Source organism: Streptomyces sp. NPDC048419 (assembly GCF_043200415.1).
Classification (GTDB): Bacteria; Actinomycetota; Actinomycetes; order Streptomycetales; family Streptomycetaceae; genus Streptomyces.
Genome location: NZ_JBICXT010000003.1, coordinates 457,763 through 474,602 on the forward strand (window position 1 = coordinate 457,763; position 16,840 = coordinate 474,602).

The window sequence follows — 16,840 nt, forward strand, 5'->3', positions numbered from 1 at the left end:
GAACGGCGAATCCAGTGCGTGAACAGCAGTGAGGAGATCGCCGTGTCGGGTATGACGGCGGGCCGGTCAGCAGTGCGGATGGGACCCGCTGAGCTGGTGCAGGCGGCGGCCATGGCCCGCCGCTTCTACCTCGAGGGCAAATCCAAGATCCAGATCGCGGAGGAGTTCGGCGTCAGCCGCTTCAAGGTGGCCCGGGTCCTGGAGACCGCTCTCGAACGGGATCTCGTACGTATCGAGATCCGCGTCCCCGCGGAGCTGGACGCCGAGCGCTCCGACGCGCTGCGCGCCCGCTACGGCCTCAGGCACGCGGTCGTGGTCGAGTCCCCGGCCGAGGCGGAGGAGACGCCCGACCCCGAGAACCTCGGCGAGGTGGCCGCCGACCTGCTCGGCGAGCTGGTCGACGAGGGCGACGTGCTCGGTCTCGCCTGGGGCCGCTCCACCATCCACATGGCCGCGGCCCTCGACCGGCTGCCTCCGTGCACGGTGGTGCAGCTGACGGGTGTCTACGACGCCGGGACCGCCGAGCGCGGCTCGGTCGAGGCCGTGCGCCGCGCCGCCCAGGTGTCCGGCGGCGACGCCCACCCCATCTACGCGCCGATGCTGCTGCCGGACGCGGCCACCGCGGCCGCGCTGCGCAACCAGACCGGGATCGCCCGGGCCTTCGAGTACTTCGACAAGGTCACGGTCGCCTGCGTCTCCATCGGCTCCTGGGAGCCGGGCATCTCGACCGTGCACGACATGCTCAGCGACGAGGAGCGCGCGCACTACGCCTCCCTCGGTGTCGCCGCCGAGATGTCGGCGCACCTGTTCAACGCCGAGGGCCGCCGGGTCGGACGGGACCTGGGGGAGCGCTGCATCACGGTCAAGGCCGACCAGCTGCGCCGGGTCCCCGAGGTCGTCGCGATGGCGGGCGGTGCGCGCAAGGCGGCCGCGATCGACGCGGTGCTGCGGTCCGGTCTCGTCACCAGCCTGGTGACGGACACCTCGGCCGCGGACGCCCTGATGACGGCGGGCACGACACCCAGGCCGGCACTCAACCGGGCCGACCCAGACGGTCCCTGACGGAGCGTCAGGCCGGGGGACGGCCGCGGTGGCATCGCCGACCTGGTGCCGCGGCTCGTCCCCCGCGTCCCGGTGGGGCGGCGCCCCACGCACGGATCCCGACGCCGATGACCACCACGACTCGTTCAGGCGGTACCGCAATGACGGAGCTCGTCGTCACGCTCGACCTCGACGGGGTCACGGACAAGGCGGGCCTGATGGACCGCTGCGCGCGTGCCCTGCGGCTGCCCGACTGGTTCGGCCGCAACTGGGACGCCCTCGCCGACAGCCTCGGCGACCACACGGTCTGGCCCGAGGGCGCGGCCGAGCGGGGGCTGCTGCTCGTCGTAAGGGGCTGGCGCCCGTTCGCGAAGGCGCGGCCCGACGAGTGGGAGACCGCCCAGGAGGTCTTCGCCGAGGCGGCCGACCGGACGCCCGCGCTCTCTGTCGCACTCGCGCTTGGAGGATCCTCCGAGTAGCCCCCTGACCTGCCTGGACGATCTGACCGGACATCGCATTCCAGCCGACATGGGACAATGAAGTACGTGCTCTCCCCCTGGCTGACCTGTCCGGGGGCCACCGCTGATCGACTGGGATGTGCAGCACGTGCGTTTCCTCAACGACATCCAGCCCGCGTACGACCTGACGTACGACGACGTCTTCATGGTCCCGAGCCGCAGCGCGGTCGGCTCGCGTCAGGGTGTGGACCTCAGCTCCCCGGACGGCACGGGCACCACGATCCCGCTGGTCGTCGCCAACATGACCGCCATCGCCGGCCGCCGCATGGCGGAGACGATGGCCCGCCGTGGCGGCCTCGTGGTCATCCCGCAGGACATCCCGATCGAGGTCGTCACCGAGGTCGTCTCCTGGGTGAAGAGCCGCCACCACGTGCTGGACACCCCGATCGTCCTCACCCCGCACCAGACGGTCGCCGACGCGCTGGCCCTGCTGCCCAAGCGCGCGCACAACGCCGGTGTGGTCGTCGACGAGGAGGGCCGGCCCGTCGGTGTCGTCACCGACCAGGACCTGACCGGCGTGGACCGCTTCACGCAGCTCGAGGTCGTCATGTCCAAGGACCTCGTGCTCCTGGACGCCGACATCGACCCGCGCGAGGCCTTCATCCGCCTCGACACGGCCAACCGGCGTTACGCGCCCGCCGTCGACAAGGACGGCCGCCTCGCCGGCATCCTCACCCGCAGGGGCGCCCTGCGCGCCACGCTCTACACCCCGGCCGTCGACGCACAGGGCAAGCTGCGCATCGCCGCCGCCGTGGGCATCAACGGCGACGTCGCGGGCAAGGCCAAGCAGCTGCTCGACGCGGGTGTGGACACGCTCGTCATCGACACGGCGCACGGCCATCAGGAGTCGATGATCAGCGCCATCAAGGTGGTGCGGGCGCTCGACCCGCAGATCCCGATCGTGGCCGGCAACATCGTCGCCGCGGAGGGCGTGCGGGACCTGATCGAGGCGGGCGCGGACATCATCAAGGTCGGTGTCGGACCCGGCGCGATGTGCACGACCCGCATGATGACCGGCGTCGGCCGGCCCCAGTTCTCCGCCGTCCTGGAGTGCGCCGCCGAGGCGAAGAAGTACGGCAAGCACGTGTGGGCCGACGGCGGAGTGCGCCACCCGCGCGACGTCGCCATGGCACTGGCGGCCGGCGCGTCCAACGTGATGATCGGCTCCTGGTTCGCGGGCACCTACGAGTCCCCGGGCGACCTGCAGCAGGACGCCGACGGCCGCCTCTACAAGGAGTCGTTCGGCATGGCCTCGGCGCGCGCGGTGCGCAACCGCACGTCCGAGGAGTCGTCCTACGACCGCGCCCGCAAGGCGCTGTTCGAGGAGGGCATCTCCACCTCCCGCATGTTCCTCGACCCGGCCCGCCCCGGCGTCGAGGACCTGATCGACTCGATCATCGCCGGCGTCCGCTCCTCCTGCACCTACGCCGGGGCCAACTCCCTTGCGGAGTTCGCCCAGCGGGCCGTGGTCGGAATCCAGAGCGCCGCGGGCTACGCGGAGGGCAAGCCGCTGCACGCCAGCTGGATGTGAGGCGACCGCCCGCCCCTGCACAACGAATGGGCGGGCCTTCCGCGAGGAACGCAACGATCTTGCGCGCACGTGCAAGGTTGCTGCATTACGCCCGTGAAGGGCGGCCCCGTAGGGTCATGCGCTGTACGTGGCGTGGCGGGGACCCCGCTCGGTGGGTCCCTGCTCACGCAGGGATGCCTCCGGTCCCCGCAGCCCTGACCGCAGTGACGAAGGAGTCAGCGCGTGCTCGACCAAGGCGCACCCCCGCACGACCGCACCACCAACGCCCCACCGTCCCCGGGGATCGCCGCCCGCCTCATGCGTCGCAAGCCGGTGGAGCGCCTGGTCGCGGAGGGCGGGCAGGGCGAGGGAGGGACCCTGCGTCGCTCCCTCGGGCTGTGGCAGCTCACCATGATCAGCATCGGTGCCACCCTGGGCACCGGCATCTTCGTGGTGCTCGGCGAGGCCGTCCCCAAGGCCGGCCCGGCCGTGACCCTCTCCTTCGTGATAGCCGGCCTGACGGCGCTCTTCTCCGCGCTGTCGTACGCCGAGCTGGCGGGCACGATCCCGGTCGCCGGATCCTCGTACTCGTATGCATACGCAACGCTGGGCGAGCTGATCGCCTGGATCTGCGGCTGGTGCCTGATCCTGGAGTACGGCGTCTCGGTCGCCGCCGTGGCCGTCGGCTGGGGCGAGTACCTCAACGAGCTGCTCGACGGCACCATCGGCGTCACCATCCCGGACGCCCTGTCCGCCCCGCCCGGCGACGGCGGCATCTTCAACCTGCCCGCGCTGATCGTGGTCCTGCTGGCCATGGCGTTCCTGCTGGGCGGCGCCCGGGAGTCCGCCCGCGCCAACACGGTCATGGTCTGTGTGAAGATCGCCGCGCTGGTGCTGTTCTGCGCCATCGGCATCCAGGGCTTCCGCTCCGGCAACTACGCCCACTTCATGCCGCTCGGCATGGCGGGGGTCAGCGCGGCAGGCGCCACGCTCTTCTTCTCCTACATCGGCTTCGACGCCGCCTCCACCGCCGGTGAGGAGGCGAAGAACGCGCAGCGCGACCTGCCCCGCGCGATCATGCTGTCGCTGGTCATCGTGACGGCGCTGTACGTCCTCGTCGCCGCGGTCGCCGTCGGCGCCAAGCCCTGGCGGCAGTTCACCGACTCCGAGGCAGCGCTCGCCCAGATCATGCGCGAGGTCACCGGCCAGAGCTTCTGGGGCACGCTGCTCGCCGCCTGCGCGGTCATCGCCATCGCGAGCGTCGTGCTGACCGTGCTCTACGGCCAGACCCGCATCCTGTTCGCGATGTCCCGGGACGGGCTCGTGCCCAAGGTGTTCGCGAAGGTCCACCCGAAGACGGGAGCGCCGCGGGCCAACACCGTCATCGTCTCGCTGTTCTGCGGTGTCCTCGCCGCCGCGATCCCGCTCGGCCAGCTCGCCGACGCCACCAGCATCGGCACGCTTTTCGCCTTCGCGCTGGTCAACGTCGCCGTGGTGGTGCTGCGCCGCACCCGCCCCGACATGAACCGCACCTTCCGCGTCCCGCTGTCGCCGATCCTGCCGGCCCTGGGATTCGCCTTCTGCGTCTGGATGATGGGCAGCCTGTCCGCCGTCACCTGGGTGGTCTTCGGAATCTGGATGGCGGTCGGGCTCGTGGTCTACTTCGGATACGGCCACCGCCGCTCCCGTCTCGCCACGCGAGAAGCCCTCGCGCCTGAAGAGAAGTGAACCACCAGCAGTGCTGAACGATCTCGACGAACGCATCGTGCACGCCCTCGCCGAGGACGCCCGCCGCTCCTACGCGGACATCGGGCAGCTCGTGGGCCTGTCCGCCCCCGCCGTGAAGCGGCGCGTGGACCGGCTGCGCGCGACCGGGGCCATCACCGGCTTCACCGTACGGGTGGACCCGGGGGCCCTCGGCTGGGAGACCGAGGGGTTCGTCGAGATCTACTGCCGCCACAACACCTCGCCGGACACCATCCGGCGGGGTCTGGAGCGCTACCAGGAGGTCGTGGCCGCCTCCACGGTCACCGGCGACGCGGACGCCGTCGTCCAGGTCTTCGCCTCCGACATGCGGCACTTCGAGCGGGTCCTGGAGCGCATCGCGGGGGAGCCGTTCGTCGAGCGGACCAAGTCCGTGCTGGTGCTGTCGCCGCTGCTGCGCCGCTTCTCGTCGGGTTCGCCGACGTAATTCCCCGGCCCACCGCGCCCGGTCCGCCTACCATCGGTGTCATGACCTGGCGACATTGATCCACCAGCCGTGCCTCCCGAGGACCGCCTCGGACGCCGTACCTCCGGCGTTCGATCCGTCCTTTCGGGAAGGCCTCATGACACTCTCACCTGCGCGTGTGCCCGCCACCGCCGGCGTCCGCCGGCTCACGGCCACGCTGTACGGCTACGCGTTCCTCGACGACTTCGTCCTGCTCTACCCGGTGTACGCGCTCCTCTTCAGCGACACCGGCCTGTCCCTGTGGCAGATCTCCTCCCTCTTCGCCGTCTGGTCGCTCACCGGCGTGCTGCTCGAAGTGCCCTCCGGCGCCTGGGCCGACGCCGTCTCCCGGCGTCTGCTGCTGTGGCTGGGCCCGCTGCTGACCGCCGTCGGCTTCGCCCTGTGGGTGCTCACCCCTTCGTACTGGGCCTTCGCCCTCGGCTTCTTCCTGTGGGGCGCGCGCGGAGCCCTCGGCTCCGGCGCCCTGGAGGCCCTGGTCTACGAGGAGTTGGCGCGGCTCGGCGTGGCCGAGGGGTACGCCCGCGTCATGGGCCGGGCCCGGGCCGCGGGTCTGGTCGCGGTCATGGCCGCGATGGGGCTCGCCGGTCCCGTGTTCGCCTGGGGCGGCTACCCGGCCGTGGGTGCGGCGAGCGTCCTGGCCTGTCTGGCGAGCGCCCTGACCGCGACCCGGTTCCCCGAGGACCGGAAGGCGGCGCGGAGCGGGGATGACGGCTGGGCAACGACGCTGCGGGACGGACTGGCCGAGGTACGCCGCGACCGGTCGCTGCGCGGTGCGCTGCTGCTGGTGCCCGCGGTCGGCGCCGTGTGGGAGGCGCTCGACGAGTACACCCCGCTGCTGGTGCGGGACGCCGGCGTGGCCGAGGCGACGGTGCCGTATCTGCTCCTGCTGATCTGGGCGGGAGCGACCGCCGGAAGCCTTCTCGCCGGACCCTGCGGACGCCTGGGCACGGGGGGTCTCGCGGCGGTGCTCACCGGTGCCGCGCTGGCCCTCGCCGTGGGCGCCGCCGCGCGGACGCCCCTCGCCCTCGGCCTCGTGGCCCTCGCCTTCGGCGGCTTCCAGCTGGCGACCGTGCTGGCCGACGTCCGCCTCCAGCGGCGTCTGGACGACACGGCCCGGGCCACGCTGACCTCGGTCGCGGGCCTGGGCAGCGACCTCGCCACGGTCCTGGTCTACGGCCTGTACGCGGCCGTCGCGTCGAGGTCCGCGCACGGCACGGCCTTCGCGGTGTTCGCGGTGCCGTATCTCGTGACGGCGGTGCTGCTGATGCTCCGGAGGCCATTGCGGTCCGGGCGCGGCATCCCGTAGGTTGTCCGGCGTCTCTACCGACGGGTAACACTGGCGGGTAACACTCCAGGGGGAGAGCATGCGCCGGCTCATCGGCCGTCCGAGGACGGTTCGCTCCCGGATCGTGGCACTGGCGCTCGCCCCGGTGCTCGCCCTGCTGGTGCTGTGGGGCTTCGCCATGGTGTCGGTCACCGGCGAACTGCGCGCGCTCGTCCGGGTGCAGGGGGTCTACGAGGAGTTCGGCACCCCCGTCGACACGGCAGTCGGGCAGATCCAGATCGAACGGCGGCTCTCGGCCGCCTACTTGGGCACCGACCGGCGTTCGCCCCCCATCGTGGGCCTGATGGAGCAGCAGCGCCGCACGGACCGGGCCGTGAACGCCATGCGCGACGCGGTCAGGAACGGCGACCGGGACCTGCTCACCGCGCGGCAGCGGCAGGCGCTGGACGCCATGGTCGCGGCCGCCGGAAGGCTGGAGGGCCTGCGGGAGCGGGTGCTGTCCCGGGACATCTCCTGGGACCGGGCGGTGAGCGAGTACAGCGCTCTTGTGGCGCCCGGCTTCGACGTGCAGTCGACGCTCACCGCGCTGCAGGCCGGACAGCTGGCGCGGGAGGCGCAGGTCGTCGTCGAGCTGGTCCGGGTACGGGAGTTCGTCTCCCGGGAGGACGCGCTGGTCGCCGGGGCGCGGGCCGCCGGGACGCTGACCGACCGGCAGTACGACACCCTCACGGCGACCGTCGAGGACCGGCGGGTCTTCGAGCGGACCTATGTGCCCGACCTGCCGGGCGACTCACGGGCGCTGTTCGAGGACTTCCAGCGCGGGGAGCTGTACCGCGGCCTGGTGAGCAGCGAGGACGCGCTGCTCAGGGCGGGAGCGGCGGGGGCGGGCGACGCCGTGGCCGCCGACTTCTGGCGCTCCACCACCGACCGGGCGGTCAAGCGGTACATGCAGCTGTGCACGCGGTCCGCCGAGAACTCCGCGGGACGCGGAAGGCAGTTCGCCTACCGGGAGCTGACCAAGGCCGTCGTCGTCGGCGTGTTCGGACTCGCGGCCGTGGGCCTGTCGTGGTGGCTGGCGGTGCGCGGAGCGCGCCGGATCTCGCGCCGGCTGGAGCAGCTGCGCGACGCCGCCGACCTCCTCGCCACCCGCCAACTCCCCGACGTCATGGCCCGGTTGAGCGCGGGCGAGGACGTGGACGCGGTCGCCGAGGCGCCGCCGCTCGCGGACGGGGAGGCGGGCATCGACGAGATCGGCGACGTGGGGCGGTCCTTCAACACCGCCCGGCTCGCGGCCGTCGAGGCGGCGGTGCGGCAGGCGGCCCTGCGCCGAGGCCTGTCCGCGGTGCTGCTCAACATCGCCCGCCGCAACCAGTCGCTGGTGCACCGGCAGCTGAAGCTCGTCGACACCCTGGAGCGGCGCACCGGCGACCCGGACGTCCTCGAGCAGCTCTTCCGCATCGACCACCTCACCACGCGGATGCGGCGGCACGCCGAGAACCTGATCGTCCTCTCCGGCGCGGCACCCGGCCGCAGGTGGCGGCGCCCGGTGCCCGTCGCCGACGTCGTCGCCTCCGCGGTCGGCGAGATCGAGGCCTACGCCCGCGTGGAGGTGCCGCCGATGGCGCGGGTGGGCGTGGCGGCGGACGCCGTCGCCGACGTCGTCCACCTGATCGCCGAACTCGTCGAGAACGCAACGGTGTTCTCGCCGCCGGACACCCGCGTGACGATGCGCACCGGCCGGACGGGCGGCGCCTTCGTGCTGCGGATCGACGACAGGGGGCTCGGCCTCGACGCCGGGCATCTCGCGGAGGCGCAGCGGACGATCAGCGCCCCCGACGACTTCGACCCGACCCGGCACGAACGGCTCGGCCTGTACGTCGTCGGCCGGCTCGCCGCACGGCACGGCATCGAGGTCACGCTGGGCCCGTCACCGTACGGCGGGACGACGGCGGTGGTCTCGCTGCCGGAGACGGTGCTGGCCGAGGAGGGTCAGGGCACCGAGGGGACGGAGGGCGTCTCGGCACGGGCGACCCTGCCGTGAGCGACGAGCACTGGTACGAGGACGAGACCGGCGCGATGGTGCGGCCCTACACCGTCACACGGGGCCGCACCCGCCCCTCCGACAGCCATCGCATCGATCTGATGTCGCAGGTCACAGCCCTGCCCACCGGTGACGCACCGGCCGTCACCGATCACGCGGGCGCCCGGCTGCTCGCGCTGCTGCGCCACGGTCCCCGGCCGGTCGTCGAGCTCGCCGCGGACGCCGACCTGCCCCTGACCGTCGTCCGCGTCCTGCTCGGCGACCTGGCCGACACCGGCCTCGTACGCATCGACGCACCACGGCCGGCGCCGGTCGGCCCGGCGTCCGACCCCGCCCTGCTGAAGGAGATCGTCGAACGACTGCGGGCGCTCTGACCCGGGCCGGGCTAGAAGTCCGGGTGCCAGGGCACGACCTTGAAGTCGCCCGTGCCTTTCTTGACCTTCTCGAACGGCGCCGAGCTGACGCACTTGGGCAGGTCCTTCGGCCCCATGTCCCCGCTCGCCGCCCAGCTGTAGCCGAGCCGGTCGACGCCGCCGGTGTCATGGACGCTGATGCCCACCCGGTGCCCCTTCACCCCGTCCAGGTCCGTGTCCGTAATGACGCCGGAGACGACGGCCACCTTGCCGCCGGTGACCAGGCAGTCGACCCTGGCCTTCGCCCAGCCGCCCTCGCCGTTCGCGTAGTGACTCCACCGGAAGGTGCCGGTGGCCTTGAGCGGGTCGGCGTGGTCCTTCGCCGCCAGGTGCGCGTCGAAGGTGAACGTGATGTCGTCGCCGGCGACCCGGTACAGCTTCGCGGTGCCGGTGAGCGCGGCGGCCTCGTGCCGCGGATGGCCCTCGGTTCCGTACGCCATGGCGGAACCGGTCGCCCCGGTGCTGAGCAGGAGCACGGCCCCGAGCACGGCGATCTTCGTACGACGCTGCATGACGGTCCTTTCTGCAGGTGAAGCGGACGGTCACCACTGTTCCGGCGCCGCGCCACCCGCACATCGCGCCCGGGTCGGCACCGCGTCTCCGCCGTCCGGCCGGGGGCCCGCCCGCGGGCTGCGCCCCCAGGAGGACCGGATCTCCGCCCCGGGGCGCGCAACGAATCGCCGCCGGACCTCCGTCGTACGCAACGAACCGCTCACCGGCGCGCAACGGCTCCTTCTTGCCGCTGCGGGGCGGGCGACCGTACCGTCTAGTTGCCCCCCACACGCACCCGTACCGGTGAGGAACACGCATGCGTACCGCCCTGCTCCAGAGCTCCGGCCGCCCCGGCTCCGTCGCCGAGAACCTCAAGGTCCTCGACGCCGCCGCGGGCCGTGCCGCCGCCGGGGGTGCCGCGCTGCTGGCCGCGCCGGAGATGTTCCTGACCGGGTACGCGATCGGCGACGGCATCGCCCGCCTCGCCGAGCCGGCCGACGGCGACTCCGCGGAGGCGATCGCCGAGATCGCGGCCCGGCACGGTCTCGCGATCGCCTACGGCTACCCGGAGCGCGACGGCGGGACGGTCTTCAACTCCGCCCAGCTGATCTCCGCCGCCGGCGACCGCCTCGCCAACTACCGCAAGACCCACCTCTTCGGCTGCTTCGAGCGCGAGCACTTCACGCCGGGCGAGCAGCCGGTCGTCCAGGCCGAGCTGGGCGGCCTGACCGTCGGCCTCATGATCTGCTACGACGTGGAGTTCCCGGAGAACGTCCGCGCCCACGCCCTGGCCGGCACCGACCTCCTCGTCGTGCCGACGGCCCAGATGCACCCCTTCCAGTTCGTCGCCGAGTCGATGATCCCGGTGCGCGCCTTCGAGAACCAGATGTACGTCGCCTACGTCAACCGGGTCGGCCAGGAAGGGGAGTTCGACTTCGTCGGCCTCTCCGCGCTGGCCGGTCCCGACGGGATCGCGCGCACCCGCGCCGGACGCGGTGAGGACCTCGTCCTGGCCGACGCCGACCCCGTTTTCCTCGCCGCCTCCCGCGAGGCGAACCCGTATCTGAAGGACCGCCGCCCCGGCCAGTACGGGTCCCTCGTCTGAAACCCCCTGAGCTTCCCCCGAGTTCATTCCCCGCAAGGAGTCCGTACCCCATGACGTCCACCGTGCCCAACGCCGTCGAGCACGCAGACGAGCAGCAGCTGCCGCCGATCACCATGTTCGGCCCGGACTTCCCGTACGCGTACGACGACTTCCTCGCCCATCCGGCGGGCCTCGGCCAGATTCCGGCGACCGAGCACGGCACCGAGGTCGCGGTCATCGGCGGCGGCCTCTCCGGCATCGTCGCCGCGTACGAGCTGATGAAGATGGGCCTGCGGCCCGTCGTGTACGAGGCCGACCGGATCGGTGGACGGCTGCGGACGGTGGGCTTCGAGGGGGCCGGCACCGAGGGGCTGAGCGCGGAGATGGGCGCCATGCGCTTCCCGCCCTCCTCCACCGCCCTCCAGCACTACATCGACCTGGTGGGACTTGAGACCCGCCCGTTCCCCAACCCCCTGGCGGAGGCGACCCCTTCGACGGTCGTCGACCTCAAGGGCGAGTCGCACTACGCCGAGACGGTCGACGACCTGCCGCAGGTCTACCGCGACGTCGCCGACGCCTGGAACAAGTGCCTCGAAGGGGGCGCCGACTTCTCCGACATGAACCGCGCGCTGCGCGAGCGGGACGTGCCGCGCATCCGCGAGATCTGGGCGAAGCTCGTCGAGAAGCTCGACAACCAGACCTTCTACGGCTTCCTCTGCGACTCCGAGGCCTTCAAGTCCTTCCGCCACCGGGAGATCTTCGGCCAGGTCGGCTTCGGCACCGGCGGCTGGGACACCGACTTCCCCAACTCCATCCTGGAGATCCTGCGGGTCGTCTACACCGAGGCCGACGACCACCACCGCGGTATCGTCGGCGGCTCGCAGCAGCTGCCGCTCCGGCTCTGGGAGCGCGAGCCGGAGAAGATCGTGCACTGGGCGTACGGCACCTCGCTGGCGTCGCTGCACGACGGCGGCGCGCCGCGCCCGGCCGTCACCCGCCTCAACCGCACCGCCGGCAACCGGATCACCGTGACCGACGCGGGCGGTGACATCCGCACCTACCAGGCGGCGGTCTTCACCGCCCAGTCCTGGATGCTGCTGTCGAAGATCGCCTGCGACGACTCGCTCTTCCCGATCGACCACTGGACCGCGATCGAGCGCACCCACTACATGGAGTCCTCGAAGCTGTTCGTGCCGGTCGACCGGCCGTTCTGGCTCGACAAGGACGAGGCCACCGGCCGGGACGTCATGTCGATGACCCTCACCGACCGTATGACGCGCGGGACCTACCTCCTGGACGACGGACCGGACAAGCCCGCCGTCATCTGCCTCTCCTACACCTGGTGCGACGACAGCCTGAAGTGGCTGCCGCTGTCCGCGAACGAGCGGATGGAGGTCATGCTGAAGTCGCTCGGCGAGATCTATCCGAAGGTCGACATCAGGAAGCACATCATCGGCAGCCCGATCACCGTGTCGTGGGAGAACGAGCCGTACTTCATGGGCGCGTTCAAGGCCAACCTGCCCGGCCACTACCGCTACCAGAGGCGCCTGTTCACCCACTTCATGCAGGACCGGCTGCCCGAGGACAAGCGGGGCATCTTCCTCGCGGGCGACGACATCTCCTGGACGGCCGGCTGGGCCGAGGGTGCGATCCAGACCGCGCTGAACGCGGTCTGGGGCGTCATGCACCACCTCGGCGGCGGTACCGACGCGACCAACCCGGGCCCCGGCGACCTGTACGACGAGATCGCCCCGGTCGAACTGCCGGAGGACTGAGCGCTCCGCCGGACGTGCCGCGGGATGCCGTCCGCCGGGCCCCCCCGAGGCTAGATCCCGGCGGCGCGTGCCTTCTCGTACACCTCTGCCGCGACGTCCTTGAGTTCCCGGGCGTCGCGCAGGGTGCTCTGGAGGTCGACGATGATCTCGTCCGGACCGGTCGCGGCGTAGGCGGCCAGGTCCTCGACGATCTGGTCCACGCTGCCGTGCAGGGGCCGGCGGCCGGTGCCCTCGTGGGCCCGCGCGGAGTGGCGCGCGTTGGCGCGCAGCACCGTCAGGATCGGCCGCGTGCGCCCGCGCTCGGCGGCCAGGTCCTCCAACTGCCGTCGCTGGGTCAGTAGTTGCTCGACGCCCGAGGCGACGGGCAGCCAGCCGTCGGCGTGGTCGACGAGTCGCGTCATCGCTTTCCTGCTGCCGGCGGCCAGCAGGACCGGTATCGGCCGGGCTGGCTTGGGGCCGACCACGGCGGGAGCGATCCTCGTGAACCGGCCGTCGTACGACACCGGGTCCGGACCCCACACCGCCCGGCACACCCCGATCACCTCGTCGAGGACCTGACCGCGCTGCGCGAAGGGGCGCACCGAGGCCGCCGCGTACTCGTCGTGCGACCATCCGGTGCCGAAACCCGCGACGACCCGGCCATCGCTCGCCGCGTCCAGGGTGGCGAGCGTCCTGGCGAGCTGGAACGGCAGATGCAGCGGGGCCACCAGCACGCTGGTGCCGAGCCGTGCCCGCTCGGTGACCGCGGCCGCCAGCGTCAGCGTGACCAGGGGGTCGGCGACCCCGCGGTAGTGGTCCGGCCAGGGGCGGCCCTCGACGCCGTAGAGACCCTGGCGGGCCGGTTCGGGAACCAGGATCCGCTCGTACACCCACAGGCTGTCGTAACCCGTCGCCTCGGCCGCCCGCGCCACGTCGGGGACGTCCCGGCCGAGGTGGTACTGCCGGGTCTGAGGAAGCCCGAGTCCGAGCCGCACCGCCATGCCTGTGCTCCTTTGCAGAAGGTCCACCCGTGTCGAACGTACAGCGTTCGTCAGGGCAGCGGCGTGAGCAGCATGCGTGACGCGAATCCCACGGCCGCGTCCAGGCGCTCGGTGAACTCCTCGGCCACGTCGGGCAGTTCGCGCAGCGCCCACAGGGCACGCGCCGCCGACCAGGTGGCGTCCCGGGCACGCTCCAGGCTCCAGGCGCCCAGCAGATGCGTGAGCGGATCGGCGACCTGGAGGAGGTCGGGCCCCGGCATCAGATCCTCGCGGACGCGCTCCTCCAGCGAGACGAGGAGGTCGCCCACTCGGTCGAACTCGTCCTCCAGGTCGGCCGGTTCGCAGCGCAGCGTACGACAGCCGTCCACCACGGCGAGCGCCAGGTCGTGGCCGATGTGCGCGTTGATGCCCGCGAGCGCGAACTGCAGCGGACGTACGCCGGGATGGCGGCGGAACTGGAACAGGGGCCGCCAGCACGCCGGTGCCCGCCGTCCGTCGTCCACCGCGTCGACGGCGGCGAGATAGCGCTCCGCGAACCGCACGTCCAGCGTGATCGCGGCATGCGCGTCGGCGAACCGGCCGGTGTCGATGCGCCGGTCGACGGCCTCGGTGACGGCGAGGTAGACGCGGTTGAAGACCGCGACACCGTCCCCGCCGGGCAGGCTCGCGTCGAGGGCGCGCAGACGCGAGACGACCGTGTCTACGGATGTGGTGACCTGTTCCAATTGCGCCATGGGGGAAGGGTCCCAGTCCTAGGCTGACCGGAGTGCAGGCGGGCCCGGCGCTTCCCCGGATCGGGGGAACGCACCCGCCGGGGGAGGGGAGCAGCGCGGTGGCAGGCCTACGCGCCCGGCGGCGGGCCGCACACAGGGCCGAACGCAGACGCGCCGCCCGGCGCGGCGCCATGGTCGTGGCGGCCGCGGTGGTCGTCGCCGCCGGCACCGTGACCGGCGTGCTGAGCGCGCTCGACGACGGCCGCAGCGGCGACGAGGCGAAGCCCGGGGTGACCCGCTCGCCCCACCTGGACCAGCTTCCGGTGGCGCCGTCCCCGTCGGTGGCGAAGACGTCGCCCACGGCCGTCCCGAAGCGCATGCCGAGCCCCACTCCTTCGGCGACCAGGACCGGGAAGAAGCGGCGGAGCGCCCCGGCCGCCACCCGTTTGTACAGCCACCCCGACTCCCAGGTGCTTGACTGGGTCCGTGCCCACCCGGGCGATCCGCGCACGCCGGTCATCGCGTCCCGGATCGCCGACCGGCCGGCCGCCGTGTGGTTCGCCGACTTCACGCCGTCGACCATCGCCGCCCGCGTCCGCGCCGTCACCTCGGGCGCCGCGGGGCAGGGCCGGGTGCCGGTCGTGGTGGCGTACGCGATACCCGGCCGCGACTGCGGGGGCGCCTCCGAGGGTGGGGCGCCCGACCTCGCGGCCTACGACGCCTGGATCGACAGGTTCGCGACGGGCCTCGGCTCCGGCGAGGTCGTGGTCATACTCGAACCCGACGCGATCGCGCAGTCCGACTGCCTGTCGGGGACTGAACGGGCCGAGCGTTTCGCCTCGTTGGCCCGCGCGGGCCGCGTGCTGAAGGCCGCCGACCCGAAGGCCCGCGTCTACTACGACGCGGGCCACTCCGACTGGAACCCGGCGGCTCAGCAGGCGTCCCTGCTCAGGCAGGCGGGCGCCGCCTCGGCCGCCTCCTCCGACGGCGTCTTCAGCAACGTCTCCAATTTCAACGCCACTTCGGACGAGATCGCCTACGACCGCCGGGTGCTGGCCGACCTCGGCGGCCCCGCGAGCCTGGGCGCGGTCGTCGACACCAGCCGCAACGGCAACGGCGCCCCGGCCGACGGTGCGTGGTGCGACCCCGCCGGGCGCAGGATCGGCCGGGCGCCGACGCTGAGCACCGGCGAGTGGCGGATCGACGGCTACCTGTGGGTGAAACCGCCCGGGGAGTCCGACGGGTGCAAGGGCTCGCCGGGCACCTTCAGCCCGTCGTACGCCTACGACTTGGCGTCGTCGTAGGAGGACGTGCCCTCGTCCAGCAGTGGGCCCTGCCCCTTGAGGTGGGGCGGGGCGAACGTGCGCAGCGCGTGATAGCCGGTGATGACGACGATCGTGCCGAGCGCGATGCCGCTGAGCGAGAAGTTGTCGGTGAACTTCATGGTGACGTTGCCGACGGCGATGATGATGCCCGCCGCGGCCGGCACCCGGTTCAGCGGATTGCGCAGGTCCACCCGGGAGTTGGTCCAGATCTGCGCGCCCAGCAGGCCGATCATGCCGTACAGGATGACGGTGATGCCGCCGAGGACGCCGCCCGGGATCGCGGCCACGATCGCGCCGAACTTCGGGCAGAGGCCGAAGAGGAGGGCGAAGCCGGCGGCGGCCCAGTAGGCGGCGGTGGAGTAGACGCGGGTCGCGGCCATGACGCCGATGTTCTCGGAGTACGTGGTGTTGGGCGGGCCGCCGAGCGCGGTGGACAGGACGGAGCCGAGGCCGTCGGCGGCGATCGCGGTGCCGAGCCTGTCGTCCAGCGGGTCGCCGGTCATCTCGCCGACCGCCTTGACGTGTCCGGCGTTCTCCGCGACCAGGGCGATGACCACGGGCAGCGCGACCAGGATCGCCGACCACTGGAACGACGGCCCGTGGAAGGACGGCAGGCCGATCCAGTCGGCCTGGCCGACCGCGGAGAGGTCGAGCCGCCAGTGGTCGGTGAGCTTGCCGCTCGCGTCCACCGAGTGGATCCTGCCGAAGATCCGGTCGAAGCCCCAGGAGATGACATAGCCGAAGACCAGGCCGAGGAAGATCGCGATCCGGGACCAGAAACCGCGCAGGCAGACGATGGCCAGGCCGGTGAACAGCATGACCAGCAGGGCGGTCCACTGGTCCTGCGGCCAGTAGGTGGACGCCGTGACGGGCGCGAGGTTGAAGCCGATCAGCATGACGACGGCGCCGGTGACGATCGGCGGCATCGCCGCGTGGATGATCCGCGCGCCGAAGCGCTGGACCGCGAGCCCCACCAGGAACAGCGCGACACCGACGACGAGGACCGCGCCGGTCACCGTGGCGCTCGTGCCGCCCTGGGCGCGGATCACGGCGGCCACGCCCACGAACGACAGTTGAGCAGCCCAGATAACTGGGCACCCGGCCGCGGGTCGCCAGCAGGAAGATCATGGTCGCGACGCCGGACATCATGATGGCCAGGTTCGGGTCGAGGCCCATGAGCACCGGAGCCACGAAGGACGCGCCGAACATCGCCACCACGTGCTGGGCGCCCAGGCCGACCGTGCGGGGCCAGGTGAGGCGTTCGTCGGGCCGTACCACCGCGCCGGGCGCGGGCGTCCGCCCGTCACCTCCGTGCAGCTTCCAGCGCACGCCGAGGTCCATGGTGAGGTTCGCTTTCTCTGTACGTGAAGCCTGTCCGGACCATTGTCACGGGTACCAGGACGTCCTACGCTCACACGGTTCTCCTCGTGAAC

At 72.2% G+C, this 16,840-nt stretch carries 14 protein-coding genes and 1 pseudogene; 11 read left to right on the forward strand and 4 right to left on the reverse strand.

The genetic code is table 11. From position 1 onward, the window contains the following. The first annotated feature begins 18 nt into the window (after positions 1 to 18). The 8 genes from ACGFYN_RS09815 to ACGFYN_RS09850 all read left to right on the forward strand — a co-directional run bounded on the left by ACGFYN_RS09815 (position 19) and on the right by ACGFYN_RS09850 (position 8,999). On the forward strand, positions 19 to 1,062 hold the full coding sequence (locus ACGFYN_RS09815) for a sugar-binding transcriptional regulator (protein ID WP_393865244.1): 1,044 nt from the start codon (positions 19 to 21) through the stop codon (positions 1,060 to 1,062). A gap of 140 nt (positions 1,063 to 1,202) precedes the next feature. Next, the gene (locus ACGFYN_RS09820; RefSeq protein ID WP_393865245.1) at positions 1,203 to 1,520 is read left to right on the forward strand and encodes a barstar family protein; all 318 of its coding nucleotides are present in this window, start codon (positions 1,203 to 1,205) and stop codon (positions 1,518 to 1,520) included. Between the two features lie 127 nt (positions 1,521 to 1,647). Then, on the forward strand, positions 1,648 to 3,090 hold the full coding sequence (locus tag ACGFYN_RS09825) for a GuaB1 family IMP dehydrogenase-related protein (protein ID WP_393865333.1): 1,443 nt from the start codon (positions 1,648 to 1,650) through the stop codon (positions 3,088 to 3,090). Positions 3,091 to 3,312: 222 nt separating this feature from the next. Continuing rightward, positions 3,313 to 4,797 carry an amino acid permease gene (locus ACGFYN_RS09830; protein WP_393865246.1) on the forward strand — a complete coding sequence of 495 codons (1,485 nt, stop codon included), beginning with the start codon at positions 3,313 to 3,315 and terminating at the stop codon, positions 4,795 to 4,797. A gap of 10 nt (positions 4,798 to 4,807) precedes the next feature. After that, the gene (locus ACGFYN_RS09835) at positions 4,808 to 5,260 is read left to right on the forward strand and encodes an Lrp/AsnC family transcriptional regulator (protein WP_393865247.1); all 453 of its coding nucleotides are present in this window, start codon (positions 4,808 to 4,810) and stop codon (positions 5,258 to 5,260) included. A 136-nt stretch (positions 5,261 to 5,396) separates the two neighbouring features. After that, entirely contained in the window at positions 5,397 to 6,605 is a 1,209-nt protein-coding gene (locus ACGFYN_RS09840) for an MFS transporter (protein ID WP_393865248.1), read from the forward strand. Positions 6,606 to 6,663: 58 nt separating this feature from the next. Beyond that, on the forward strand, positions 6,664 to 8,625 hold the full coding sequence (locus ACGFYN_RS09845; protein ID WP_393865249.1) for a nitrate- and nitrite sensing domain-containing protein: 1,962 nt from the start codon (positions 6,664 to 6,666) through the stop codon (positions 8,623 to 8,625). After that, the gene (locus ACGFYN_RS09850) at positions 8,622 to 8,999 is read left to right on the forward strand and encodes a DUF742 domain-containing protein (RefSeq protein WP_393865250.1); all 378 of its coding nucleotides are present in this window, start codon (positions 8,622 to 8,624) and stop codon (positions 8,997 to 8,999) included. The genes ACGFYN_RS09845 and ACGFYN_RS09850 overlap by 4 nt, the downstream gene beginning before the upstream one ends. Positions 9,000 to 9,010: 11 nt before the next feature. On the opposite strand, the gene ACGFYN_RS09855 is transcribed toward ACGFYN_RS09850, so the two are convergent. Next, complete coding sequence (locus ACGFYN_RS09855) at positions 9,011 to 9,550, reverse strand: hypothetical protein (protein WP_393865251.1); 540 nt, start codon at positions 9,548 to 9,550, stop codon at positions 9,011 to 9,013. A 296-nt stretch (positions 9,551 to 9,846) separates the two neighbouring features. Here ACGFYN_RS09855 and ACGFYN_RS09860 point away from each other — a divergent pair, with 296 nt between their 5' ends. Together ACGFYN_RS09860 and ACGFYN_RS09865 are read left to right on the forward strand one after the other, a co-directional pair. Continuing rightward, entirely contained in the window at positions 9,847 to 10,635 is a 789-nt protein-coding gene (locus ACGFYN_RS09860; RefSeq protein WP_393865252.1) for a carbon-nitrogen hydrolase family protein, read from the forward strand. Between the two features lie 50 nt (positions 10,636 to 10,685). Continuing rightward, a complete protein-coding gene (locus tag ACGFYN_RS09865; RefSeq protein WP_393865253.1) occupies positions 10,686 to 12,389 on the forward strand; it encodes a flavin monoamine oxidase family protein in 1,704 nt (567 codons plus the stop codon). Positions 12,390 to 12,439: 50 nt separating this feature from the next. Here ACGFYN_RS09865 and ACGFYN_RS09870 read toward each other — a convergent pair whose 3' ends face one another. Beyond that, complete coding sequence (locus ACGFYN_RS09870) at positions 12,440 to 13,369, reverse strand: LLM class F420-dependent oxidoreductase (RefSeq protein WP_393865254.1); 930 nt, start codon at positions 13,367 to 13,369, stop codon at positions 12,440 to 12,442. A gap of 50 nt (positions 13,370 to 13,419) precedes the next feature. Next, on the reverse strand, positions 13,420 to 14,103 hold the full coding sequence (locus tag ACGFYN_RS09875; RefSeq protein ID WP_393865255.1) for a DUF5995 family protein: 684 nt from the start codon (positions 14,101 to 14,103) through the stop codon (positions 13,420 to 13,422). Between the two features lie 170 nt (positions 14,104 to 14,273). On the opposite strand from ACGFYN_RS09875, the gene ACGFYN_RS09880 reads away from it, so the two are divergent. Then, on the forward strand, positions 14,274 to 15,386 hold the full coding sequence (locus tag ACGFYN_RS09880; protein WP_393865334.1) for a glycoside hydrolase family 6 protein: 1,113 nt from the start codon (positions 14,274 to 14,276) through the stop codon (positions 15,384 to 15,386). Here ACGFYN_RS09880 and ACGFYN_RS09885 read toward each other — a convergent pair. Continuing rightward, a pseudogene (locus tag ACGFYN_RS09885) lies at positions 15,365 to 16,748 on the reverse strand (uracil-xanthine permease family protein). The gene ACGFYN_RS09880 and the pseudogene ACGFYN_RS09885 sit on opposite strands and share 22 nt — an antisense overlap. Positions 16,749 to 16,840: the final 92 nt, after the last annotated feature.

Excerpts from the sequence above, each read along its gene's own strand:
- ACGFYN_RS09820 (WP_393865245.1), top strand. The coding sequence starts at position 1,203 with ATGACGGAGCTCGTCGTCACGCTCGACCTCGACGGGGTCACGGACAAG.
- ACGFYN_RS09865 (WP_393865253.1), top strand. The coding sequence starts at position 10,686 with ATGACGTCCACCGTGCCCAACGCCGTCGAGCACGCAGACGAGCAGCAG.
- ACGFYN_RS09875 (WP_393865255.1), bottom strand. The coding sequence starts at position 14,103 with ATGGCGCAATTGGAACAGGTCACCACATCCGTAGACACGGTCGTCTCG.
- ACGFYN_RS09870 (WP_393865254.1), bottom strand. The coding sequence starts at position 13,369 with ATGGCGGTGCGGCTCGGACTCGGGCTTCCTCAGACCCGGCAGTACCAC.
- ACGFYN_RS09840 (WP_393865248.1), top strand. The coding sequence starts at position 5,397 with ATGACACTCTCACCTGCGCGTGTGCCCGCCACCGCCGGCGTCCGCCGG.
- ACGFYN_RS09845 (WP_393865249.1), top strand. The coding sequence starts at position 6,664 with ATGCGCCGGCTCATCGGCCGTCCGAGGACGGTTCGCTCCCGGATCGTG.
- ACGFYN_RS09860 (WP_393865252.1), top strand. The coding sequence starts at position 9,847 with ATGCGTACCGCCCTGCTCCAGAGCTCCGGCCGCCCCGGCTCCGTCGCC.
- ACGFYN_RS09855 (WP_393865251.1), bottom strand. The coding sequence starts at position 9,550 with ATGCAGCGTCGTACGAAGATCGCCGTGCTCGGGGCCGTGCTCCTGCTC.
- ACGFYN_RS09880 (WP_393865334.1), top strand. The coding sequence starts at position 14,274 with ATGGTCGTGGCGGCCGCGGTGGTCGTCGCCGCCGGCACCGTGACCGGC.